The organism is Hungatella hominis, assembly GCF_014288005.1.
Classification (GTDB): domain Bacteria; phylum Bacillota; class Clostridia; order Lachnospirales; family Lachnospiraceae; genus Hungatella; species Hungatella effluvii.
This window is the reverse complement of sequence record NZ_JACOPB010000020.1, coordinates 19,540-44,296: the sequence shown is the minus strand read 5'-3', so window position 1 is coordinate 44,296 and position 24,757 is coordinate 19,540. Positions and strand designations below refer to the sequence as shown.

At 49.7% G+C, this 24,757-nt stretch carries 20 protein-coding genes; 1 reads left to right on the top strand and 19 read right to left on the bottom strand.

The window, feature by feature from the left end; translation table 11 throughout:
* Positions 1–361: 361 nt before the first annotated feature.
* From glyA to H8S75_RS27160, 12 genes are all read right to left on the bottom strand, one after another.
* The gene (gene glyA, locus H8S75_RS27215; protein WP_187024209.1) at positions 362–1,609 is read right to left on the bottom strand and encodes a serine hydroxymethyltransferase; all 1,248 of its coding nucleotides are present in this window, start codon (positions 1,607–1,609) and stop codon (positions 362–364) included.
* Between the two features lie 163 nt (positions 1,610–1,772).
* A complete protein-coding gene (locus tag H8S75_RS27210; protein ID WP_187024208.1) occupies positions 1,773–3,242 on the bottom strand; it encodes a glycoside hydrolase family 32 protein in 1,470 nt (489 codons plus the stop codon).
* Positions 3,229–4,296: a LacI family DNA-binding transcriptional regulator gene (locus H8S75_RS27205; protein ID WP_187024207.1), complete on the bottom strand. Its 1,068-nt coding sequence runs from the start codon at positions 4,294–4,296 to the stop codon at positions 3,229–3,231. Before H8S75_RS27205 ends, H8S75_RS27210 begins: the two co-directional genes overlap by 14 nt.
* A gap of 24 nt (positions 4,297–4,320) precedes the next feature.
* The gene (locus H8S75_RS27200; protein WP_187024206.1) at positions 4,321–6,798 is read right to left on the bottom strand and encodes a GH116 family glycosyl hydrolase; all 2,478 of its coding nucleotides are present in this window, start codon (positions 6,796–6,798) and stop codon (positions 4,321–4,323) included.
* A gap of 19 nt (positions 6,799–6,817) precedes the next feature.
* On the bottom strand, positions 6,818–7,702 hold the full coding sequence (locus H8S75_RS27195; RefSeq protein ID WP_187024205.1) for a carbohydrate ABC transporter permease: 885 nt from the start codon (positions 7,700–7,702) through the stop codon (positions 6,818–6,820).
* Positions 7,695–8,606, bottom strand: coding sequence for a carbohydrate ABC transporter permease (locus H8S75_RS27190; RefSeq protein WP_187024204.1), 912 nt, complete (start codon positions 8,604–8,606; stop codon positions 7,695–7,697). Before H8S75_RS27190 ends, H8S75_RS27195 begins: the two co-directional genes overlap by 8 nt.
* A 33-nt stretch (positions 8,607–8,639) precedes the next feature.
* Positions 8,640–9,989, bottom strand: coding sequence for an ABC transporter substrate-binding protein (locus tag H8S75_RS27185; protein ID WP_187024203.1), 1,350 nt, complete (start codon positions 9,987–9,989; stop codon positions 8,640–8,642).
* 196 nt (positions 9,990–10,185) lie between these two features.
* Positions 10,186–10,731 (bottom strand): GNAT family N-acetyltransferase, encoded by a 546-nt coding sequence (locus H8S75_RS27180; RefSeq protein WP_243007997.1) that lies wholly within the window; start codon positions 10,729–10,731, stop codon positions 10,186–10,188.
* Positions 10,732–10,788: 57 nt separating this feature from the next.
* Positions 10,789–11,928 carry a Gfo/Idh/MocA family protein gene (locus H8S75_RS27175; RefSeq protein ID WP_187024202.1) on the bottom strand — a complete coding sequence of 380 codons (1,140 nt, stop codon included), beginning with the start codon at positions 11,926–11,928 and terminating at the stop codon, positions 10,789–10,791.
* A gap of 15 nt (positions 11,929–11,943) precedes the next feature.
* The gene (recJ, locus tag H8S75_RS27170) at positions 11,944–13,656 is read right to left on the bottom strand and encodes a single-stranded-DNA-specific exonuclease RecJ (RefSeq protein WP_187024201.1); all 1,713 of its coding nucleotides are present in this window, start codon (positions 13,654–13,656) and stop codon (positions 11,944–11,946) included.
* A complete protein-coding gene (locus tag H8S75_RS27165; RefSeq protein WP_187024200.1) occupies positions 13,607–14,743 on the bottom strand; it encodes an MCP four helix bundle domain-containing protein in 1,137 nt (378 codons plus the stop codon). The genes recJ and H8S75_RS27165 overlap by 50 nt, the downstream gene beginning before the upstream one ends.
* Entirely contained in the window at positions 14,709–15,476 is a 768-nt protein-coding gene (locus H8S75_RS27160; protein ID WP_349769000.1) for a M48 family metallopeptidase, read from the bottom strand. The genes H8S75_RS27165 and H8S75_RS27160 overlap by 35 nt, the downstream gene beginning before the upstream one ends.
* A gap of 193 nt (positions 15,477–15,669) precedes the next feature.
* Here H8S75_RS27160 and H8S75_RS27155 point away from each other — a divergent pair, with 193 nt between their 5' ends.
* Complete coding sequence (locus H8S75_RS27155; protein ID WP_055659605.1) at positions 15,670–16,566, top strand: tocopherol cyclase family protein; 897 nt, start codon at positions 15,670–15,672, stop codon at positions 16,564–16,566.
* A 35-nt stretch (positions 16,567–16,601) separates the two neighbouring features.
* Here the strand turns inward: H8S75_RS27155 and H8S75_RS27150 are convergent, their stop codons facing one another.
* From H8S75_RS27150 to H8S75_RS27120, 7 genes are all read right to left on the bottom strand, one after another.
* Complete coding sequence (locus H8S75_RS27150; RefSeq protein WP_187024199.1) at positions 16,602–17,447, bottom strand: serine hydrolase; 846 nt, start codon at positions 17,445–17,447, stop codon at positions 16,602–16,604.
* A gap of 147 nt (positions 17,448–17,594) precedes the next feature.
* Positions 17,595–18,500, bottom strand: coding sequence for a C40 family peptidase (locus H8S75_RS27145; protein WP_187024198.1), 906 nt, complete (start codon positions 18,498–18,500; stop codon positions 17,595–17,597).
* Positions 18,501–18,631: 131 nt separating this feature from the next.
* Positions 18,632–19,567 carry an ATP-binding cassette domain-containing protein gene (locus H8S75_RS27140; protein WP_187024197.1) on the bottom strand — a complete coding sequence of 312 codons (936 nt, stop codon included), beginning with the start codon at positions 19,565–19,567 and terminating at the stop codon, positions 18,632–18,634.
* Positions 19,567–20,616 carry an ABC transporter ATP-binding protein gene (locus tag H8S75_RS27135; RefSeq protein ID WP_187024196.1) on the bottom strand — a complete coding sequence of 350 codons (1,050 nt, stop codon included), beginning with the start codon at positions 20,614–20,616 and terminating at the stop codon, positions 19,567–19,569. Before H8S75_RS27135 ends, H8S75_RS27140 begins: the two co-directional genes overlap by 1 nt.
* Positions 20,617–20,650: 34 nt before the next feature.
* A complete protein-coding gene (locus H8S75_RS27130) occupies positions 20,651–21,664 on the bottom strand; it encodes an ABC transporter permease (protein WP_172683671.1) in 1,014 nt (337 codons plus the stop codon).
* Positions 21,661–22,602 (bottom strand): ABC transporter permease, encoded by a 942-nt coding sequence (locus H8S75_RS27125; protein WP_187024195.1) that lies wholly within the window; start codon positions 22,600–22,602, stop codon positions 21,661–21,663. The genes H8S75_RS27130 and H8S75_RS27125 overlap by 4 nt, the downstream gene beginning before the upstream one ends.
* A 166-nt stretch (positions 22,603–22,768) precedes the next feature.
* Positions 22,769–24,724, bottom strand: a complete 1,956-nt coding sequence (locus H8S75_RS27120; RefSeq protein WP_187024194.1) for a peptide ABC transporter substrate-binding protein — start codon at positions 24,722–24,724, stop codon at positions 22,769–22,771.
* Between the last annotated feature and the right edge of the window lie 33 nt (positions 24,725–24,757).

Here is a 24,757-nt window from a genome sequence, read left to right as displayed (position 1 = left end):
TAAACATACCGTTTTCCCGGTGACAACGTAAGTATAGAGCTTCGCCCAGGGTGAATGTCAAGCGGATATCTTTCACCATTTTATACTATTGGGGTACTGTCCTGTAAAAAGCGATAAAATAAAATAAAATAAAATGAAATAAAATAAAAGCAAAAAACAACAGGCCGAAACCGCACAGTCTCCCATTCCAGGGAACCGCACGCCTCCGGCCTGCCTCAATCTCATTTACCGCTATCTTATTTACCGCTATCTTATTTACCGCTATCTCATTTACCGCTGTCTCATTTACTGCAATCTCATTACCGTGTCGCATTCTATCATTATCTGCGATTTACTCTACAATTTTCTATTATTTACTGAATTATTCGTAGATCGGATACTTCGTACAGATTTTCGTCACTTCAGCTCTGATGTAGTCGGCCTTGTTCTCAAAATCAGTCGCAGCCAGCCAGATGCATTCTGCGATCTTTTCCATATCCTCTTCCTTTAATCCTCTGGAGGTTACGGCCGGAGTTCCTACACGAACGCCGGAAGTCACGAACGGGCTTCTCGGATCATTCGGAACCGCATTCTTATTCAGAGTAAGATAAACCTCGTCACAACGGTTCTGAAGCTCCTTACCGGTTACTTCCATACCGCGTAAGTCGATTAACATCAGATGATTATCCGTGCCGCCGGTCAGAATGTTGAAGCCCTGCTTCACAAGAGCCGCAGCCAGAGCTTTGGCGTTTTTCACTACCTGCTCCTGATACTCTTTGAATTCCGGCTTCAGCGCCTCACCAAAGCACACTGCCTTGCCAGCGATTACATGCTCTAAAGGACCGCCCTGGGTCCCCGGGAAGATAGCTTTGTTGAAATTGAATTTCTCTGCAGCTTCCTTATTCGCCAAAATCATACCGCCTCTCGGTCCGCGAAGCGTCTTGTGGGTTGTCGTTGTCACGACATCCGCGTACGGGATTGGACTTGGATGGAGCCCTGCTGCCACTAATCCGGCGATATGAGCCATGTCTACCATCAGGTAAGCGCCTACCTTATCGGCAACCTCACGGAATCTCTTGAAATCAATGGTTCTTCCGTAAGCACTTGCGCCTGCAATGATCAGTTTCGGTTTGTTTTCAACAGCGATACGCTCCATCTCGTCGTAATCGATGAATCCCTCGTCATTGACACCGTAAGGAACAATATTAAAATAAAGACCGGAAAAGTTGACTGGACTTCCATGTGTTAAATGGCCGCCGTGGTTTAAATTCATGCCCATCACGGTATCGCCCGGCTGCACCATGGCTACAAATGCCGCCATGTTAGCCTGTGCGCCTGAATGTGGCTGTACGTTGGCATAATCACAGCCAAACAGCTTCCTGGCACGCTCGATGGCAATATTCTCCACGATGTCCACATCCTCGCAGCCGCCATAATAACGCTTTCCAGGATATCCTTCTGCATACTTGTTGGTGAGAACGGTTCCCATCGCCATCATAACCGGCTCAGAAACGATGTTTTCTGATGCGATCAGCTCTAAGTTTCTTCTCTGGCGCGCGCATTCCAGCTCAATAGCCTCGCCCACTTCCTTGTCATAGCTGGTGATAAACTTCATTACTTCATTGACCATGTCCACTTTCCCTCTCTTTTCCCTTTCAATTTAACAGTTGCACAAAGACGCTGGCAGAGGGACTCTTCCCTGCACCAGCGCCTCTTACCGTTGAGGTTGATTATAATGCATTTTTAATAAGACTGTCAAGTTCTTTCCGGGGTCTTAACAATCTTAGGTCCCCCTAATCCCAGATCCTGTGAAACGATATTACCTCAAGGCGTTCAAGCGCTGCAGTTTTATACGGTGTTCTTATAAAACAGCCTGTCTGTTCCTTATCCGGATATACATTAGTCGTCATACAGCAGCGCCCCTCATCCGTAATCACCTCCACGGAACTGTGATCGACCAGTATTCTCATCTCAAACACCGGACGTGAGGCATTAAAAGGCGCGTGAATGCGGCCCACATCCCACGGCCCCATACGGCTCTTATCAATAGTAACGACTCCCGCTACAAAGTCTGCATCAATCATCAGCACATGCTCACCGTCGTCGAACAGCCCGATCTCAATGGCCTGTGATTCGATGTTCTTGGTACTTACGCGCACCGCCATTTCAAAACAAAAGGGGTCTCCCGGATAGAGATATCGTTTTCTCCCAGTCAGTTCGCACCGTTCTGCAACGGTCCGGTCCCTTTGTATGGTATCCAGAGAGATCGGCGCTGCACAGATACTCCCCTCCGAATCCAATGTAATTCTTCTTGGAAGTGCCAGAACACACCGCCAGCCTTCTTTTCCTGATGGCCCCTGCCCTGTACACCACGGCATCCAGTCCCAGCCATTCTGCCAGGCCGTCATAATGCGTTTTCCGAATTGATCCAGACAGGACTGTGCTGCATAATAATCAGAACCATAATCCAGACATCCGATTTTCTCCACTTTATAACGACATGTTTCAAAATCCATGGTTCCCACACAGTAAAGCGCCTTATTTCCTCCTGGGTGATACATAGGCGAACAGGTAACGATCCATTTTCCATCCAGTTCAAACATGTCTGGACACTCAAACATGGTGCCAAGCCTGCCGTCAGATGCGAGCACCGTACCGGCAAACTTCCATTTTAAAAGATCCTCAGATCGGTAGAGATAGATTCTTCCATCTCCCCCGCCTCCGTCCCTGCAGGCGGAACCGCCTACCACCATGTTCCAGCTTCCTTCTGCAAAAAAAACTTTGGGATCTCTGAAATCTTCGGAATTGCCTTCAGGCGGCTCTGCAATTACAGGATTGAAACGATACTTATGAAAAATAACCCCGTCATCAGAATAGGCCATACACTGTGTCTGAACAGCCCTGCCGCCTCGTTTTACCGCCCCTGTGTAAAAGAGCCACAGTCTTCCATCCTTCTCTACTGCACTGCCCGAAAAGCAGCCTCCTTCCGGATCGTCGTCATACGGCTGGTCTGGTTTCAATGCAGGGGGCAAATCTTTCCAGTGCAGAAAATCCCTGCTCACGGCATGTCCCCAATGCATAGGGCCCCATTCGCAGCCAGCCGGATTGTATTGATAAAATAAATGATACCAGCCTTTATAATAAATAAGCCCATTCGGATCATTCAGCCATCCTGACGGCGCCGTAAAATGATACGCCGGACGCCAGAACTCTTTCTTCTCCCCCTTAAACCGTTCAGAGGGAAGTAACTCATCCTCTATCATTAAACTCCTCCTCACCGATGCTGCGGACGGAACTGCGGATAATCAGCTTGGGACTGATTAAAATCTGCTCCGCATCAAACGGGTACTGGTGGCGGAATAAGTAGCTCACCGCCTGGTCACCCATCTCATAATGGGGCAGCTCAATAGTCGTTAAAAAAGGTACCAGGAATTCTGCGATAACCGTCTGATTATCATAACCAATCACCGATAAATCCTCCGGAATTTTTAGTCCAAGCGCATTAGCAGCGGAATACACGCCCATCGCCATTCTGTCATTATAACACATGACAGCAGTCGGACGGTCCGCAGACGATAAAATATCCGTTGCCGCCTCAAATACATCATGGCCTGTTATGGTGATCGGAATAATCGCAGCAGTTTCTGACGAAACTCCATGATCTTCAAACGCCGCTTTAAATCCACGTTCTCTCAACAAAGTTGCTGGCAGTCTCTCGCCATTCCCCGTCTCCCGCTTCTCGTTGCTTAAGTAGACAACATTCCTGTGACCACATTCAATCAGGTAGGATGCCGCCTGATATGCGCCTGAATAATCATCCGGCAGAATGGCCGGATACCGGTTTTCAGAATCGAAGCAGTTGACCAGTACGGTCGGAATATCCTTTAAATTTGACGGAAGTTCGATTCTCCTGTGATACATGGAGGCATAAAGAATGCTGTCCACCCGGTATCCGATCATCATATCGACCGATTTTTCCACCAGCCGCCCCTCGTTCTCCAGGGCCGCAAGCATCAGTATCTTATTTTTTCCCAGGGCACGTTCCTGGGCGCCCTTTACAATTGCACCGGCAAAGTTCGTCGTGATCAGCTCATCTGTCAGCATGCCTATGATTCCGCTGCCTGTACTGTTTAACGCACTGGCCAGCTTGTTCACCCGATATCCCAGTTCACTGCTGGCCTGGAATATCCGGTCCCTGGTAGCCTCCGGTATGTTATCCCCCGCTTTCCCCCGAAGCACAAGAGAGACTGTGGACTGTGAAACTCCTGCTAACCTGGCGACATCCGTCATAGTAGGCAATTTTCTATTGGCACCCATTTTAACCCTCACATTCTATTGTTCTTATCTTTCTAATATTCTAACACCGTCCAGACTTCCGTACAATACTTGAATACCAGATTTTACCACGCCATCCTCGCCGATGGATTGTTCATAAGTGCCCCAGGCTTTTCCGTTAATCCAGAAGGACTTAAAGTGATTCTGGTTGATTACCGGCTGGAAGGACATGGTCTTCTCCGTCATATCACACTCATAACCGGACAGAGCCGGAATCAGGGAAAAGCTGGACATTGGCCGTATATAGTGATGTCCCGCCTCAGTCTCACTCCAGGGGCATCTCTTATATCCGTCATACCTGTCACGGACTGCCCTTATTATGGTAAATGCTTCCTCCAGCATCCCCTCCTTAATCATGCATACTGCCACCTGGTATTCAACACCGGTCCACACTTCATCACAGTAAGCGAACGGGAATCTCGGACGGCCGCCTTTTGGCCAGGAGCAGAGAACCAGCCCAGCCTCATCATTCAGCGCATAGGTTCGCTGAACATTAGGGACCTCTTCCATGCAGTCACGGAAATTATAGCGGTAAATGGATTCCAGCGTCTTTTTTACATGATCTTTCGGAAGCACGTATCCCAGCCCCGCGGCATGTGCCATGAACTGTCCCAGAAGCTGGTCCGTAAGGCACCCGGTACCGTACTGGTAACGATAAGCATCCACATCATCAAGCTTCTGCACGTAATACTCCCCGTTAAACAGCATTTCATCCACTAACGGTTCTGCTTTCTCATACAAAGCACGATATTTTTCCGCCTCTTCTGTCTTTCCCAGATGTTCTGCCATCAAAGCAACACCTTTGACAGCTGCCAGATAAATAGTATTTGTCATCGTATTCGGACCATAGAATTCGATGTCATAGGTAACATGCATTTTTCCGTCGAGAACGCCGTCTCCATCCGTATCCCACTCATGGATCGCATATTCAAGTGCTTTTATCGTTGGCTCCCATATTTCTTTCAGGAAATCGTCGTCTCCGGTATACTTCCACTCACGATATACCCGTAAAATAGAGCCAAACTGCCCGTCACATGCGGGTATCATATCCCAGCGGCTCTCCCCTAGAACCTTTCTTGCTCTGAATGGCATACCGCCGTCTTCATCCAGTTCCTTCTTAAATTCTACATTCCGCATGGTAATTTCAAGATCGGGGAACAGGGCCGCCACAGCTGTAGCATAATTCCAAACATGGTTTACATTACCCTGACCACAGCCTACATAGTCTCTGATCCCTTCCCAGCCCAGAAACTCTCCCGTCTCAATCCGGAAGCAGCAGTGGCTCTTCATTGACATGATATTGGCGGCCACTGCATCGATCACATAAGCTGGAATCGTAGTCTCAAACAGTGCCTCTTCAAATGCCCGGGAAGGCATTTCCAGCTCGTCCATCTTCCCTGCTACATACTCCGTTACATTCCATGCATCGGTAAATCTTGTGGCGTAATAATTGCGTACCGTATCATATCCGCCATCTCTGTATCTCTCTAAATCCTCATCGTATTCGATCCAGCCCTTTGGACGGTTTGGAAAATACCAGGAAATCACGAATTCAAACGTCTTCTCCTCGTTTGGCCCAACCATTTCCATACTTCCGACAGAGCTGATGCGTTCCTTGAGATTTAAGAAACTGAAATCGTAATGGGAAAGAAGATCACATCCTTTTGACTCAATTGTTTCCATATCGTCCAGAACTCCGTCCTCAGTAAAATCATCCCAGAAGTCCTGCGCATTATCCGTCCATTGGCCGTGCAGCCACTGTTTCTTATAAGTATTCTTCGCTCCCACAGATGCGATGGACATGCTTCCAAATTTCATGTCCGTTTCTTTTAAGTGCTTTGCAGTATAATACCAGCCTTTGATTTCTCCATTTTCACGATATTCATTCTGTACTTCATCAACCAGCTTAACATTATTAAATACATCGTAGCCCTGAAATCCGACCACATTAGCCATGGTGCCCACTACGGATACTTCTACCGCTCTATCGGTTGGATTCTTCACGTGATAACGGATAATTGCTGTTGGAATCCCGGAATCGTCGGAATTAAGCGGTATGAATGGTGTAAATGCCTCCATTTTCACCGCCACCGGCACCTTGCTGTCCTCCAGATCAATATAAACGAAGGGCTGCTTCCCTACCATTTTAGAAGATTCAAAACGAGGGATTCCTGCCAGTTCCCCATTTAAAAATCCGTGAGATTTATAGTAGGGCGGACATATCTTCGACTCCAGAATCCTGCTGACCGGTTCCTTTCCCTCCTCCCTGGTACGGATTGCAAAAAATGAAAATGGAACGAATTGTCCCTTTCCCGGCCAGTTAAATATTTCCCAGTCCCTAAGCTCCCCTCTGGCCCCCACGGAAATATTGCCCGTTCCGATTCCGCCCAAAAGAAATTTAGCAACTCCGGCATCCCCATTGTAGGAGATCTCCCCGCCGGTCTTGAATAAATCTGTCTTTGAATGCAGCATTTCTCTGTTCATCTCTTAAATACTCCTCCTCTTATCCCTTCACTCCCACATGCGTCATGCTCTGTACGATCCATTTCTGCCCCAGAATAAACACGAACAGGACCGGCAGCACCGCGAGACAAACTGCGGCAAATACAACATTATCACCTGTGGAAAACGGTTGTTTAATTGATAGAATTCCTACGGGCAGCGTCAGCTTTTCCGTAGAGTTTATCATAATAAATGTAGTAAAATAATCATTCCAGGCAAATGTAAAAACTATAATTGCCAGGGAAGCCAGCGTCGATTTTGCCATTGGCAGCATGATGGAAAAAAAAGTTCTGATAATGCCTGCCCCATCGATCGTAGCCGCCTCTTCCATCTCAGCCGGCACCGTCATAAAAAACTGCCTCATCATAAATATTCCAAATGCCCCCGCAAATCCCGGGCACATGGCTCCAAAAACAGAAGGCAGTGTCACGGCAGCAGCCGTGTTGATAACCCCCAGCAGATTCATGATCTTAAATAAAGGGACTATCGTCACCTGTACCGGTACCATCATACCCACCAGCATCAGCCCGAACATCACATTCTTTCCTTTAAACGAGAGACGGGCATAGGCGTAGCCTGCCAGCGCACCGTGGCATACCATTCCAGCAGTGATGATTGTGCTGATTTTCAGACTGTTCCGCATAAAAGTAAAAAATGGGATCTGCCCCGAGCATAATTTGTCAAAATACTTCATATTCCACTCGCCGGGGGCAGGCGGAAGCCATTTGGGCGGCAGTGCCGTCGCATCGCTGAATGTCCTTAGCGACGCTGAGAACACCCACAAAAACGGGGCAATCATAATCATGGCCATAAGGATCATACCAATGGCCAGAAGAATCTGTCCGGGACGTACTCTTTTTCCTTTTATTCTTATTATCTTAGTCATAATGTACCCACCACCTGCTTCCCGCGAATTGAATCATTGTAATGATCCCGATCAAAATCAGAAGAATCATGGACAGAGCCGAAGCTATTCCATAATCGAATGAGGTAAACGCCTTTTCCGCAATAAGCATAACAAGACTTCTGCTGGAATCTCCCGGCCCGCCGTTTGTCAGAACATATACCGATTCGTAAATGCGCAGCGCACCCGTCACATTCATAACCAGCACAAAGAAAATGGTCGGAGACGCGAGGGGAAGAGTCATCTTTAAGAACTTCTGCACAGGTCCGGCCCCATCGATACCCGCTGCCTCTAAAAGGCCTCTGTCGATATTCTGGAGTCCTGCCAGAATAAGCAGCATGGACATCCCACAGTTCTTCCATACGTCAAGGATCAGAACAGAAAACTTTGCCATGCTCTTGTCACTGAGCCAACCGATTTTACTGATTCCAACCTTCCCCAGATAATAATTAATCACTCCGGCATCCGTCTGGAAAAAATACTGCCAGATAATTGCTACAAACACCAGCCCGATTAAGGACGGAAAAAAATAGATGGACCGGAAGAATACCGTAATCTTTCCCGGAAGCTTATTGTCCACAGCTATCGCTAAAAGAAGCCCCACCGCTGTGTTTCCTACCGTTGCGAAGATTGCATACCACAAGGTATTCCCCAGTGTGGTCACAGATCTTGGATCCTGTAAAATATGCAGATAATTCTTTACCCCGTTCCATGTGCTGGCCCCGGTAAATACATTGTATTTTTGAAATGAAATGATAAGGGCCCAGAATACCGGAATCAGAACAAAGGCTATGAATCCAAGGAAGGATGGCAGGGTAAATAAATACCCTGTCAAAGCCTCTTTTCTCTTTCTTCGGTTATCTGGTCTTCGTTTTATGCCTGCCATCGCTTCCTCCAATCTAGTGTACGTCGAACCGGCCTACTTGTTTGCAATCGTAGTCTCCACCTCTGACTGTGCCTGATTCATGGCATCTTCTACACTCATGGAACCTGAGAATACATTTTCCAGTCCGCGAAGCATCGCCTGCTCAATATCCCCAAAGAATACGGGAGCCGCAACCGGTGAAGCAATCGTAACTGCCTTCCAAAGCCCCAGAATGTTATCCGGTACTGTCCCCATGATTGCCGTATCACAAGCCAGCTTCTCTGTCGGAGGTATCTGCTGTCCGCCCGCCGCTACTGCAGTCAGCGTCTCGTCTGCCACCATTTCCTTCAGCAGTTCGACAGCCAGTTCTTTCTCCTTTGTCCCAGAACCGATACACCATGCAGAACCGCCATATACACTTCCCTCTTCTGTCTTCTTCGGCCACTGCACACAGTCAAAATTCTTCATTCCCGCATCCTGCCATGTATTCAGTACCCATCTGCCAGCACCTACCATAGCCAGCTGACCGGAAGAAAACATCGTATAAACATCGGAGCTGATCGGATCTGGCGTCACCTTCTTATCTGCCATGGATTTTAAGAATGTAATGGATTCCAGCATAGCCGGTGAATTTAATGTTGGCTTCTCATAGTCTTCACTGACCGGATATGCGCTGTTTGTGGCCCACCACGGTGTCAGCTGAAAATAAGAACTGGATAATCCGTATCCATATACTGTCTTTCCATTTTCCTCATATGTAAGCTTTTCAGCCGTCTCCAGGAATTCATCCCAGGTCCAGCCTTCCTTCGGATATTCGACGCCTTTTTCATCGAAAATATCCTTGTTATAGTACATAACCATGGTCTGTGTTCCACTTGGAAGCCCATAAAGCGTCCCACCCTCGCTGAAGCCTTCCAGCAGCGACTCCGCATACTGTTCTTTCTTACTCTGTAATTCTGCATCCCCTGCTGCAATGTCATCGAGCGGAAGCAGTAAATCATTGGCAACTGCCATCTTCGCGCCTTCCAGCCCCAGATTAATCACATCCGGCGCCTCCCCCGAGGTGCTCATGGTAATCCACTTCTGGATAAAGTCGGACCAGGAATCAACTGGAACACATGTCTGTTCAACCTCCACTCCCGGATGCTTCTCCTTAAATCTGCCAATCGCATCATTGGCGATAGCTTCCTCCTCCGTATTTCCCCAGTTCAACATCCGGAGTGTCACCATCTTTTCTTCTCCCCCCGCGGAAGATTCCTTTGAAACCTCGCCAGACGTCTGCGCCTCCTTCTGGCTGCTTACCGCAGCTGGATCTGCTGTCTTTTGCGGGCTGCAGCCTGCTGCCTGGAGTACCATGAGAGCGCCGAGTGCCAGTGCCGTAAACCGTTTCCATTCTTTTTTCATTTTACCTTCTCCTTTTTTCTTAAAGTTAGTAATTCGAATTAGTAATACGTATTACTAACTTTAAATTAACACACTGCAAGACCTTTGTCAAGAGTAATTCCTCTACTAAAGGCGAATTTTTTTCAAAAAAAAGAACGCTGTTTTCACAGCATTCCTTCCCTAATTAGATCCCCTAGAGACAATCCGTCCCAAAGCTCTATAGCTCAATCCAATATCTCTGCGTAATCTTGCCTAGATACGGGACTTCATTTTCCAATACCGCACCGTTTTTCTTCATAGTGGCGATCGAAGCCGTTTTATCGCTGTCGACCGTCAAAAGTACTCTGTCCAATCCTATCTTTTTCGCCTCCTTCAGAGCCAGCCGCAGCATTTCAGCTGCATATCCCTTCTGCCGCTCTGATTTGCGGACGCAATAGCCAATATGTCCTAAATACCGGTACATTTCTTCGGTTAAATCGTATCTGACATTAATCATACCAACGATTCTTCTGTCCGACTTTCGGATAGCCATAAATTCATAGGACGGTGGTCTTCCGTTTTCTGCAGTTTCCTTCTTTTCGTTTCTTTGTACGTTTTTCAGCCACTCTTCAAAGCTCACCGCATCCGTTAATTGTTCTGTCCCATACGCAGTTTCATGATTCCGCAGAAATTCTTCTCTGAAGTCCATAATCTCATGCTGATACTGCTCAGAAGGCTGTATCAGACAGATATCTGACTGAGTGAGTAAGTTGTTTTGTTCCATCCTTATCCTCCATTAGAAAAACAGATCAAATTCCCTTCGCATTTAAGCCGGAACACTTCATCTATCAAGACAGGCCAGCGATTTCTGTTCGTCCCGGACCTTCTCCTCCAGCATTGCCGCATACTTCTCATCATCGATCGGGAACTCAACCCGCTGTCCCTGCCAGGAAGAGAGGTACGCGCCATTCGCAATCATCAGTACGCGGAGTCCATCCTCTCCCGTTGCAAGCAGCGGTTCCCCTTTTATCAAATGATCCGTAAAATTCTGGAAGATCTTCTGATATCCTTCGACGCCATTTTTCTCCACTGTAATCTCCCTTGCATTGTGCTCCGGCATTCCATAGATATCCTGATTCAGACGGTTAAAATCATCCGTAGACATCACATTTTCGTCAAATATAATCCGGCTGCTGTCCTCGATGCACAGCCTTCCCTTCGTTCCCCAGATTTCCAGACGGTTGACTCCCGGATACTCCCCGCTGGAGGCAATAAAGGTTCCGTGGAGCCCGTTGTCATAGAAGAATTGGAGATCCATACTGTCGTCTACCGTGATATTACTGTATTTTCCGCATTCTACCGTTGCCAGCACCTGGTCCGGCATGCCGAGAAGCCACTGCCACACATCGAGGAAATGCTGGCTTTGATTGATCAGCAGACCGCCGTGCTCTCCCTCCCATGTGCTGCGCCAGGGCGCGGAATTGTGATAGGCCGGAGTACGGAACCAGATATTGGATATCCACACTGCGCGGTTAAGCCGCCCCAGTTCTCCACGCTCGATCATCTCCTTTGCACGGAAAAATACGCGGTTCATCCTCGTATTAAAGATCATTCCCAGACAGACTCCGGCGCGGTCTGCTGCATCTATGAGTCCCTTCACTTCCTTCGTTGATATCCCGGCCGGCTTATCCAGCAGGATATGCTTTCCCGCCGCGGCCGCCATCTTTCCGATCTCGACATGGGTGGCGTGAGGTGTCACGACAACTACAGCATCAAATTCGTCTCCGCATGCGAACATCGCCTCCACATTCGGATAGACAGATGCCCCCGGATAGACTGTCCTGATCTCATTCTGCCCTTTTTCATTTCGGCAGCAAACTCCGGCGAGTACCATACCATCGATTTCACCGTCATAAATCATCTGTACGTACTGGCGGCCCATACCGCCGAATCCAACCACTGCGGCTCTGATTTTATCCATCGTCCTGCTCCTTCGTCAAACCGGTATTTTATAATTTTTTATTATAATCTGTAAAGTCCTGCTGCCATTGTATACATTAACCGTCGGATAATAAATCACATCGATTACCCGGCTTCTGCCGAGTTCCTCCAAAAATGCGTCGCCGTCTGTAAACAGCATGGCGTCGATCGGAACGCCCTTATCGTCAGCCAGGGAAAACTTCACCGCGTTCCGGTTCTTTCCCAGCACCCGCACGCTTCTGATATGAAGTCCTTTCAGTGCAAACAGCGGCTTTTCATTGCCCTGTCCAAATGGTTCCAAAAGCTCCAGTTCTTCAATAAGAGGCTCATTTATGTAATCGAGAGGCATGGGAACATCGATCCAGATCTTGCGGACAAAGTCATCCTCTGTAAGTTCCGCTTCCTCATTCAGCCTGCGGCGGAATTCATCGATATTTTCTTTTTCAAGTGAGAGTCCTGCGGCCATGGGATGGCCTCCGAATTTAAGCAGGAGATCCTTTACCTTCACTAGCCCTTCGAACATATGATACTGCTCGATCGACCGCCCTGATCCCTTCGCGCATTCCTCTCCATCCGTCAATACAAAGGCCGGTTTCTGATACTGCTCCCGCAAACGCCCTGCAATGATTCCCGCCAGCGATTCATGGCAGGAAGGCAGATACGCCACCAGAACCTTATCGTCACGATAGCACTCCTCCACCTGCGCAATGGCTTCCTCGGTCCCCTGCTTCGTCATATCTTTTCTCTGGTCATTTAAATCCTTCAGTTCCATGGCCAGCTGGTCCGCCTCTTCCCCGTCCTCACACAGCAAAAGCGACAGAGCCAGCTTGGCTGTCTGAAGACGTCCGCCTGCATTTAAACAGGGTCCGATAACAAATCCGATATGATATGCGGTAATCTGGTCTTTATCCAGGTCATTCCGCTCGATCAGCTTTAAAAGACCGATACTCTTCGTATTTGCGATTCTTTTTAATCCTTCTTTGACAATGATGCGGTTTTCATCTCGCAGCTTCATCACGTCGCCCACCGTGGCAATCGCTGCAAATTCCAGCATGGACAGCCAATCCTCCTCCGGAACGGAAAATGCCTCGTAGAGGGCCTTTACAAGCTTATAAGCAACCATTCCTCCACAAATCTCCGGATACGGATAGCTGCAATCGCTCTGTTTTGGATTGACCACCGCGTCCGCGGGCGGAAGCAGATCATGGCCATCCTCCTGCATGATATCGTGATGGTCCGTGATCAGCACGGTAAGTCCCAGTTCCTTCGCCAGGCTGATCTGCGCCACAGCGGCGATTCCATTATCACAGGTCAGGATCGTATCGACTCCATCCTCAGCCGCGGCGCAGATAATGGATTCATTGATTCCATAGCCATCCTTGATCCGGTCCGGAATCTCATAATCCACGTTAGCCCCGATTCTCGTGAGCGCCCGGTAAAGCAGGTACGTAGAGCAGACGCCGTCTATATCGTAATCCCCGACTATCCGGATCCGTTTTCCCTGCTCCGTCTTCTCCTTCAGGATCTCTACTGCGAGATCCATGTCCTTTAACAGATGAGGGCTGTACAGATCCTTTAATGATCCCCGGAGATACTTCTCTACCGCCTCCTCTCCCACAATATCCCTGTTCCGGATAATCCTCGCCGTTACAGGTGTAATATGATGGATTCTTGCCATCTCATGAAAGTCTGCCTTCTTCGTCTGAAGCATCCATCGTTCTGCTGCCATCCTTCTTCGTCTCCTCACCAGCCTGTTCTCGATCAGGCGTTGTATTTTCTCCCGCCGACTGCATCTCTTCCGCCAGCTTCTTCTCCGCGATTATCTCCGCCGCAACCCGTTCCTCCAGGCGCTTTTTCAGTTCTTCCTTCTTCTGCTTTGCAATATCCAGTCTGCTCATCAGGCTGGCAATGGAATACAGGATAGGTGCAAAATCCCCTCTGTAAGCCTGTTCACAGGTAGACTTCACCTCGAAATTCTCACTTCCGATCTCGCGGAAAAGGTATTTCTCATCGTCAATAATATTCTTCAGCCGCTCAATCAGCTGATTCACGGAATCCGTCAGAATTCCGATCTCATCCTCAGAATCGTAGGGAAGGTACACATCCAGGTCACCGTTGGAGACCCTTCTGGTCCCCTCCACGATCGCCTTGACCGGCTTATCGATAGCAATAATGATATAGATGACAAGCAGCGTGATCATCAGCGCAATCAGGCAGATGGACACGATCTTCACCCTGGCCAGCCTGGCGTAAAGCTGATCGCCCCGGACACTGGCCGCCTCAGCTCCAAGCCGGTTAAACTCCGCCATCTTTAAAAAGTTGCCGCTGGCTTCATCAAATAAGAGCCTGGACTCTCCGATGATCATTTTCAGCGATTCCTCGTTATCATTGCCCCGGCTGATCGGAAGAAGCCGGTCGCTGTATTCCAAGTACCGGTCCCAGTAGGCCCTGGCGTTTTCCATCAGCTCACGGTCCGTTTCGTCCGTAATATAATTCTGCTCATACTCCGTAAAAGCCGCGTCGATCTCATCACGGACCGCCATCATCTCTTTTTCCAGATGATCCATGGTCTCCTGGTCGTGGGTTATGGCATGGTAAAATTCCTTGATCCTGTAATCCGAGGTCTCGGTATTCAGTTCCTCCGCGATGATGATCGCCGGAACCCAGGACTGGGAAATCTCCGTGCTGGCCTGGTTAATCTGTCTCGCCGTGATAATGGACTCCGCGCCGATAAACACGAGTCCCAGAATACTGACTCCTCCCAGAAACAAAAGCTTCGTTTTAATCCTGATATTTCTGATTGATTTCACTTTCATAACCCTTAAGTCTTCTCCTTCTTTGCCGGTAATCCGGCAGTTCTCTCTCAACGACTTTCCAGAAGTCCTTTGAATGATTCATCTCTGTGCGATGAGCCAGTTCGTGCACTACAACGTAATCCGCCAGCTCCACGGGCAGAAGCACCAGCTTCCAGTTATAGTTAATATTACCGCGGGCGCTGCAGCTTCCCCATCTGGTGGCCTGATCCCGAATGGCGATTCGCAGATACGACACCCCCATCCGATCCGCCCACCACGCGGTTCTCTCCTCCAGAAAACGCCTCGCCTGCTTCCGGTACCAGTTTTCCATGGCCGCCTTCACAAGCGGCTCGTCTGCCTCCTGCCCCGTAAAAGGGCCGGATACCAGAAATTTATCGCCCGTATCGCATACCCGGAACCGTTCCGCCTCATAGTCCCGTTCAAAATGGAGTTTTCTGGGGCTTCCATGAAAGAGCAGTAAAGCCCCCTCCGTCCAGTGAAACTGTTCTCGTTTCTCCAGCTCCTCCCTGATCCTGGAAGCATGCGCAAAGATCCATTCCTGATTCCGCTGCGCAAATTCTTGCCCGGCCTTCCACGATAGCCGATCCGGTATCCGCACGACAATCTCACCCTCCCTGGTTACGGAGACCGCCATCGTGCGCCTGGCGGATTTCACTATCCTGTAAGGGAAAAAATCCCCATCTTCACAGATGAGTATCCCTTGATCAGGCAGCGCCTGTTTTTCAGTTTTCATTTATTTTCACATTCTTTTCTATCATGCTTCAGCCTTGCTTTTACCTTCAGTACACGCCGCATTCTCACGGCCTGTATGTCACATTATAGCGGATAATGTCAAAAGAAACAAGTGTGAATGTTTCCGCAGCACCTGGACAGACTATAAATGGTACTATCTGCTAAAAAACAAAAAAAATACGGAGGTTCACCTCATGAAATATTTTCACGGCTATCAGAAAAAACACTCTTTCTTTGAAGGCTGGTACTTAAAACATCAGTCGCCGGACGGTGTACTTGCCCTGATTCCGGCATACCATATTGACAGGCAGGGAAAGCCATCCGCCTCCCTCCAGATTATCACCAATACCGAGTCGTGGGTTATCCCCTGCTCCGCCGACCAGTTCCGTGCGGCCTCAAGTCTATTTTATGTAAACCTTGGTACTTCCACCTTCGCGGAACAGGGCATCCATCTGGATATTGCCACAAAAGAGGTGACACTGACCGGTCACCTCTCCTATGGGCCATTTACACCGCCCAGCTACGATATTATGGGACCTTTCTGCGCCGTTCCGTTCATGCAGTGCCGCCACGGAGTCTTAAGTCTCTCCCACCGCCTGTCCGGCCAGCTGGTCTTAAACAGGAAAAAGCTGAACTTTGACGGCGGTCTCGGCTACATCGAAAAAGACTGGGGCCGCTCCTTTCCCTCCCGGTACGTATGGACCCAGTGTACCTGGACCGACAAGAAGACAAAAGCCCCCTGCTGCGTCATGCTTTCCGTGGCTGATATTCCCTTTGCCGGAACGCATTTTAACGGTTCTGTCGGTTCTGTTTTGTTCCGCGGAAAGGAATACCGCCTCGCCACCTACAAAGGGCTTAAAATCCTGGAATTCACCGACCGCGAGCTCCTGGTCAGCCAGGGCGGCCTGATGCTTCACGTCAACTTAATCAAGGACCAGCCCCTGTCTCTGGCCGCGCCCTCATTCGGAAGCATGAGCCGCACCATAAAAGAGAGCGCGGCCTGCCAGGTCCGCTACCAGTTCTTCTACCAGGAAAAAAAGATATTTGACATCCTGTGCCACCATGCGGGATTTGAATCCCAGATCATGTGACACTTAACTGACAAAAAGCAATTTTCAGACATGCACTACATCTGAAAACGGCCTTCCAGCGCGATGAACTGATCAAACAGCATCCGGCTGACTCTGGCGCCGAAAACCGTCGCCGGATGCGCCGGATAATACATGGCGTCGCTGAACTTTTTATTGAACATCACCAACACATACGGGCCGTACGGGGTGTATATGATGCCGCCGTCATTCCGGCAGGCGTTCATACTGCCGCTCTTGGAGGCCACATTTACCATCACATCATCCGTATTGTCACTGTCCATGTAAACAGCCGGAAAATCCTTTGTGATCATGCTGTTGTAGTGCTGCTTCTTAAAAATCTCCAGCATCTTCGCGTCCGCTTCAGGGCTTATCAAAGTCCCCGCTGCCAGCCTCGTAAAAATGCTGGCGTAATCCCTGGGAGTTGATGTTCCCAGCTTGTCATACCGCTCAAAATGAAGCGGATTATACAGCATCGTGTCCCTGCAGCCCAGTCCGCGGATACACGCGTTGATCGTATCCAGCCCCAGATAGTCGATCATCATGTTCGTCGCCACATTGTCGCTGACAATAATCATCAGGGTGGCTGCGTCCTTCACCCGGAGAACCGCCCCCGGCTCCAGCGCACACAGGACTCCGCTGCCGTCGACCGTGTGCTCCTCTTTAAATTCCACCATATCCTCTAAGCTGGCTATTTCCTTTTCCACCTGATCAAACAGACACGCCAGAATATATGTCTTTATGGTACTGGCCGTCTCAAACGGCTCATCCGCGCCGATGGCAATAACATTTCCATGAAAATCGTCGGCGTAGATACCCATCGTCCCATCATAACTCATGAGCTCCGCCTCAATCCGTTTCTCTATCGTCAGTCTCTTATCCATTCTCTTTCTCCTCTTCCGTCTATGCGCCGCGAACGATCACTCGCACGCTCTGCGCACGAGTCACCGTGACAATCTGTGCTGCTTATCCGTTCCTGTACCTATCCGCTCCCAAAACCTGCCCGCTCCCAAAACGGCATGGTTCCTCTGTCAGAAAATACTTCCCACCGCATACAGGCTCTCTGCCAGATCGGCTCTGAAATCCGCCTCCTCCGGGTTCAGGCTGTTGATCACCACTCCGCCGCTTCCCGCCTTTCCGGTGGAATGAATATACTTTCCATTCCCCATATACATGGCGATGTGTCCTGGGAAATACAGCAGATCTCCCATTTTTTTCTCACCCGCTGCGATCTCGCGGACCGGATACCCCTCCACGATTTTCGCATCCCGGTAGGTCAGGATTCCATTCATCATATAACTTACCGAGGTAAGCCCGGAACAGTCGATCCCAGCGGTGGAACGGCCGCCCCACCGGTACTGAATCCCCAGATACGTCTTTGCAGTCTCCACTACAGCGCGGCGAAATGCATCTTTATCCACAATTTTCTTCTGCGGAAGCACCTCTGTCCACAATCCAGCCTGCGAAAACTCCTTGTTTTCCAGAAACTGCTCCCTGATGTATCCGAAACGGCCGTCTGCCAGCTTCACCTTCCCCCAGCCTTCTATGCCGCATTCATACGGTATCACACTCACCAGAGACCCCCGGAACAGGCTGACAAGCCTTACTCCCTGCACTTTTGGCACGGAAACCACATCGACGCAGAAAGCGGTAGTCACCATAAGACCGCCTTCCTCCCACGCCATCATTTCCTCTAAAGAGACAAGCCGCACCGCTTCTTTCCGCACATAGCCCGTATAACCGTAAAATGTGCGCACCGGCAGAAATCCCTGCCCGGCAGCCTCCCTCCCGGTAATCTCTGCCCCGGTAATCGCAAGCCCCGTTCCATACATCGCCTCATCCGCAATAGCGGACAGCGTCATTCCAGCCTTAACCATAGTCTCCGCCGGAATCTCATAAATAGTTGCAACCGGCTGTATCACAATTCCATACTGCATCGTTCCATCTCCTGTTCCGGACTCCCTGGAATTCCCTGAACCACAGGAAAGGCAGCGCCAAAGCGCCGCCTTCCTGCTGCCTCTTTCCTCTTTCCATATGGTCCTTTTCCATGATTTCCGCGAAGAGCGGACTATCTATCCCGGTATAGCTTCTTATACGCCTCATACTCGCTGCTGTTAGCCAGCACATAATGTTCCGGCCTTACCTCCCGCCAGGAAGGCGGATCCGTCTCATAGTGATGCATGGAGGTGTCATAAATCAGAAGCTTTTTCTCCCTCTCATGCCGCGGATCCGGCATGGGGATCGCTGACAGCAGCGCCCTTGTATATGGATGAATGGCGTGGGTAATCAGTTCCTCCGTCTCCGCCATTTCCACGATCTCCCCTTTTCTGATGACCGCGATTCTGTCGGTGATAAACCGCATAACCGACAGATCGTGTGCGATAAACAGATAGGTGATCCCGCGCTTCTTCTGCATATCCGCCAGAAGGTTTAACACCTGCGCCCGAACCGACACGTCCAGCGCGGAGATCGGTTCATCCGCGATAATAAACTCCGGATTCATAATGAGTGCCCTGGCAATACCGATTCTCTGCCGTTGACCGCCCGAAAACTCGTGAGGGAAACGGCTGGCAAATTCCGGCAGCAGCCCCACATCGAGGAGTGCCTGATCCACCCGCCTCTTCCGTTCCTTCTCGCCGATTCCTTTCTCAATGTTCATCAGGCCTTCGCTGATGATGTAATCCACCTTGGCCCGCTCATTCAGCGAAGCCTGAGGGTCCTGAAAGATCATCTGGATCTCCCCCATTACCTTTCGGTCCAGTTCTCCGCTGATCCTGCCGTTGATCTTCTCACCTTTATAGATGATCTCCCCGCCCGACGATGGGATAATTCTCATGATGGCCCGGCCGATGGTCGTTTTTCCGGAACCGGATTCTCCCACCAGTCCGAAGGTCTCTCCCTTGTAGATCTTGAAATTGACCTTCTTTACCGCCTCATACCGCTTCCTCCGCTCGCCGAACGTGACATCTAAATCCTTTACATCCAATAATACTTCTCTCTCCATTAAAACAGACCTCCGTTTCGGATTTTTTCTACTACGGAAGGCGGGTTCACCTTCGGAGCCCGTTTATCGAGCAGCCAGGTTTTGGCCTTATGGGTCGGTGATACGAAAAAATACGGAGGCCGTTTGATAAAATCGATCTTTAGCGCTTGGGGATTTCTCGGCGCAAACGCGTCCCCCTTTATCTCCGTAAATAAGTTGGGCGGTGTCCCGGGAATCGAGAATAGATCCGTCCCCTTCACGCCCACCTGCGGAAGCGACGAGAGCAGCGCCCACGTATACGGGTGTCTCGCATCGTAGAAAATGTCCTCGCCCGTCCCGATCTCGATAATGTCTCCCGCATACATCACAGCCACGCGGTCCGCGATATTGGCGACCACGCCCAGATCGTGCGTAATCAAGATGACGGATAAATGGTATTTGTGGCGCAGCTCCTTGATCAGATCGAGTATCTGTGCCTGGATCGTCACGTCCAGCGCCGTTGTCGGCTCGTCACATATTAAAATCTGTGGGTTGCAGGCAATGGCGATGGCGATCACCACACGCTGCCGCATGCCGCCGGAAAATTCATGGGGATACTGGCCGAACCGTTTCTCAGGCTCACTGATTCCCACATCCGCCAGGTATTGCAGCGTTCTGGCCTTCGCCTCGGCGCGGTTTACATTCTGATGAAGCAGCACCGCCTCCATAATCTGCACACCGATCGTCTTTAACGGGCTTAAGCTGGTCATGGGGTCCTGCATAATCATGGCGATCTCATGGCCCCGGATCTTCAGCCATTCCTTTTCCTTCTTTAAGGCAGTCAGTTCCACCGGTTCTTTGTTGTCCGCACCGTAATACGTGGCCTTCCCCGCCGTCACATGGCCGTTCTGGTCCAGAAGTCCCATAAAGGACTTGGTAAACACGGATTTTCCGCTTCCCGACTCGCCCACAATGGCCAGAATCTCTCCTCTATGTAAATCCATGGAAATTCCTCTGATTGCATGCAGAGTCTTTCCCCTCAGTTCAAATTTAATCTCTAAATCTTCTACCGTCAGTATCTTCTCTGGCATTCCTTTCCTCCTTCTGATCGATCCGTTCTGTCTTCTACACATGGTTCTTCGGGTCAGCCGCGTCCGAAAACGCGTTGCCGATAATATAGAATGAAATAGTGACGAACGAAAGAATGATGGTCGGATATACGAGCTGGTAACGGAGCGCCGGGCTGGTGATGAGGGCGCGGCCCTCATTGATTAAGTTGCCAAGGCTTGGAATATTGACTGGAAGCCCCAAACCGATGTACGTGATAAAAACCTCATTTCCAATGGCGGACGGAATCGTCAGCGCCATACGCAGCATAATAACCGACACCAGATAAGGAAGCAGGTTTTTTATGATAATCTTCGCCGTCGGCGTGCCGAGACAACGGCTGGCCACATTGTAATCCCTGTCGCGGATAATCAGAATCTGGTTTCTGATGAAACGCGCCATCTGAATCCATCCCGTAAGGCACATGGCGAAGATCAGTGTCTTCACACCCGGCTTCAAAATATAGGAAATCAGAATCAGGACAATCGTATTCGGTATGTTGTCTATAATATTATAAATCTCAGTCAGTATAAAATCAGCCTTCCGCACGTAACCCCAGATGACACCGACCGTGATGCCGATCAAAGCTTCCGCCAGCGCCACAGATAAGCCGATCAGCAGGGAGGTTCTGGTTCCCGCCCAGATTCTGGCCCACAGATCCTGGCCAATGGAGTTGGTTCCCAGAATAAACTGGTCTCCGGGCGGAATATTGCGATACTGCATTCCCGCCTCATCATTGACGATCATGTTCGGGTCATACTGGCCCGGAAGATGGGGCTGAATAAAGGTAAAGGCCAGAAGAAGGAGCAGGAGAACGAGAAGAACAACCGCCCCCTTATTCTTTAAGAAAGCCCGAAACGTGCTGCTCCAGTAGGAATAGTTGCTGTAGCCGGTCCGCTCCACTTCCGCTTCGTTAAATCCGGCGAAGGAAAAAAGCTCCTCATCGGTCTGTGGGGCGCCCTTTGCCGCCTGTTCCATGCTGTCCATCAGCTCTGCCTCTTTCGTATGGCGGTAAGAAAACTGCTTCATCATCTGTCACCTCCCTTTTTGCTCAGGCTGATTCTCGGGTCAAGCAGGACCATCAGGATATCGCCGAGAAGCAGACCCATAACACCGACGCAGGCATAGAGAAGCACGATTCCCTGAACCATGGTATTGTCGTGTTTCTTAATCACCGTGACCAGCAGGCCGCCCATTCCCGGAATGCTGTATAAGGATTCGATGTATATGGAGCCGATGACCGTGTTCAAAAATGCGGTCGGTATGTACTGGGCCAGCGGAACAAAGGCGTTTCGGAAAATATGCTTGAACATGACGCCGCCCTCGGACATGCCCTTTGCCCTGGCCAGTTTCACATAGTCCTTATTGCTCTCATCCACCATGTAGCGCCTCAGCCACATGCCGTAAAATGCGATATTATTTAAAGACATGGAGACAACCGGAAGAATCCAGTACTTCGGATCGTCGATTTGAAACAGCAGACCGACGCCCAGCGCCTGCGTTCCGTACAGCTGGATATAAAGAAAGTAGACCGCTGCTGGAACCGCCTGGATACAGACGATAAATAACGTCCCCAGCTTGTCAAACCATCTGTACTTGTACCGCGCCATCAGTGCTCCCATGGGAAGCCCGATAAACAGCGAGACAATCATGGACAGGACGCCCAGCTTAATAGACACCGGAACCTTATCGGCCAGAATCTCCGCTACCGGCACATTTGCCCGGTAAATCCTGGATACCCCTAAGTCTCCGTGCACCAGGTCGTTAAAAAAGCGTACCACCTGCACCGGAAGCGGATCCGTAAGTCCCATCTCCTGTAAGCTTACCTGAATCTGCTGTGGGGTCAGCTTATCAAAATTGGTGAAATAGCCTTCAATCGGCATCAGACGCAGCAGACAGAAAACAACAGTCAGAATAATGATTAGAGTAAGAAACGATCGCGCAATTCTTTTACCTAGATATTTTAGCATCAGCAACATAACTCCTTTGTAATTTCTTTTATAAAAACACTCTCGGAAGCAGATGTCATCGGCAATTTCGTAAATTACATCTATTTCCGAGAACATTTTTACTTAATTCCGCAGTGATGCGGATACTTACCGAAGTAAATGCTCCGGTAAGCATCCGCCCTCCGCTCTACTGGCCGGCCTTCTCCTTATTCGCTTCAAATTCTTCCATGGAGATGTAATGATCCTGCAGATGCTGGCCCTTATATTTTAAGTTGGACACGCCAAACGGCGCATACTGGCCTTCAAACACATTGAGCTTCGTCGCAAGATATTTGCTTACGCTGATGCTGAAAGGCACGACAAGCGCATGATTAATCAGAGTAGCCTCCGCTTTGGCAAATGCCTCATAACGGGCGTTGATATCCACCTTGATGTCCTTGGCTTCCTCAATCGTTGTAAAATACTCTAATACAGCGTCGGCAGAAGGGGTACCATCCTCAATGGCTTTCGCAAGGTTTGCATACTTGTAGCCCGGATCGTAACCGCTCTCGCCTTTCGCCTGGTAGAATGGATCGGTCCAGGTCTCCGGGTCCGCGTAATCGGCGCCCCAGTTACACTTTAGCATTGCGTACTTTCCGTTGCGGCGGATTTCAGTCAGGAATCCGTCGGTTGGACCTGTCTGCACGATAATATCGATGAAATCAGTTCCCAGCAGCGATTCCATCTGCTGTTCCACAACCTGACACTCCTTATCCCAGTTGACCTCGGTAGGATTATACGGCAGCAGCACCTTCACCGGGAAGGTCACGCCTTCTGCCGCCAGCTCACTCTTTGCCAGATCACGATACTCCACAGCCTTCGCCTCATTAAAGGTATCTCCCAGTGCCGCCATATCGCCGATCTCTGTAAAATCGGTTCCATCCGCGTTGAAGGTAAACTTCGCCGGAGTGATGGTATTGATCACGTAATCTTCCGGAACGTTCGGCTCCAGCACAGCGACTTCCTTGGTCTTATTTAAAGCGGAAGAGAGGGCCTTACGGAAGTTCTCATTGTTCACAGCCTTTCTCCAGTTATCCGGCTCATACTCCGCATCGAACTGCGGATCAAAGTTGAAGCAGTAGAAATAAGAGTAGCTGTTTCTCGGCCTCTCACGGCTGATCAGATTCTTTGTATCCTCGTTGCTCATCCAGTCGTCCAGAATATCGGCTGTGATTTCCGCGTAATCGATCTCACCGCGCTTGATCATCTCCGGTCCGATGGTATTCGATTCCGCATTGTAAATTTTCTGTATTTCATCGATATAGACGATATCCGCATCATAGTTTAATGTATTCTTTTTATAGATCCGGCGCTCCTGAGGAGAAAATTCCGACATATAGTAAGAACCATTGTAGTACATCTTATCCGCGGCCGTTGCAAACGTCTTGCCCAGTTCCTCCAGCTGAGGTCCATAAGCCGGCATATAGACGATATAAGCCAGAGAAGACAGGAAATACGGCACTTCCGTCTCCAGCGTATAGGTAAGCGTATAGTCATCCACTGCCTTTACTCCCACCTCGGAGAAATCAATGGCATTCCATACCACACCGTCCTCATCGGCTCCGCCGTTATATACAAGGCCATTGTAATAAGCTTTGGCATTTGCAATCACACCGAACAGATTCTGCACAATCCCGCTCTCGTATTCCGGTGTCAGCTGGTATTTGATGGCGTCGACGTAGTCCTGTGCCGTCACGTCGGCTACCGGCGCGCCTGTGTTATCCACCCATTTGGCTTCTCTTAAATGAAAGGTCCACGTCCTGGATGCCTCATCATATTCCCATTCCGTCGCCTGTCCCGGCCGGATCTTTCCTTCACTGTCGTACTCGATCAGAGTATCAATACAGTATGCTGCCGTTTTAAAATCAGCTTCTGACGCAGAGACCAGATAGTTTAATGTTGTAACCTCCCCCGAGTACAGCTCCTTATACACAACCGGCTTTCCCCCGTCTTCGCCATTCCCATTCTCATTTTTCCCTGCCTCATTACCGGCCTGGGCGGAGCTTCCGCCTTCCGTCGTCTTTTTACCGCCGCATCCGCTGAGCACGGTCGAAGCAGCAAGAACAGCACAGAGCAGTGCCGCAGTCAATCTTCTTTTCTTCATAAGTTTTCCTCCATGTTCCTAATATTCTAACCC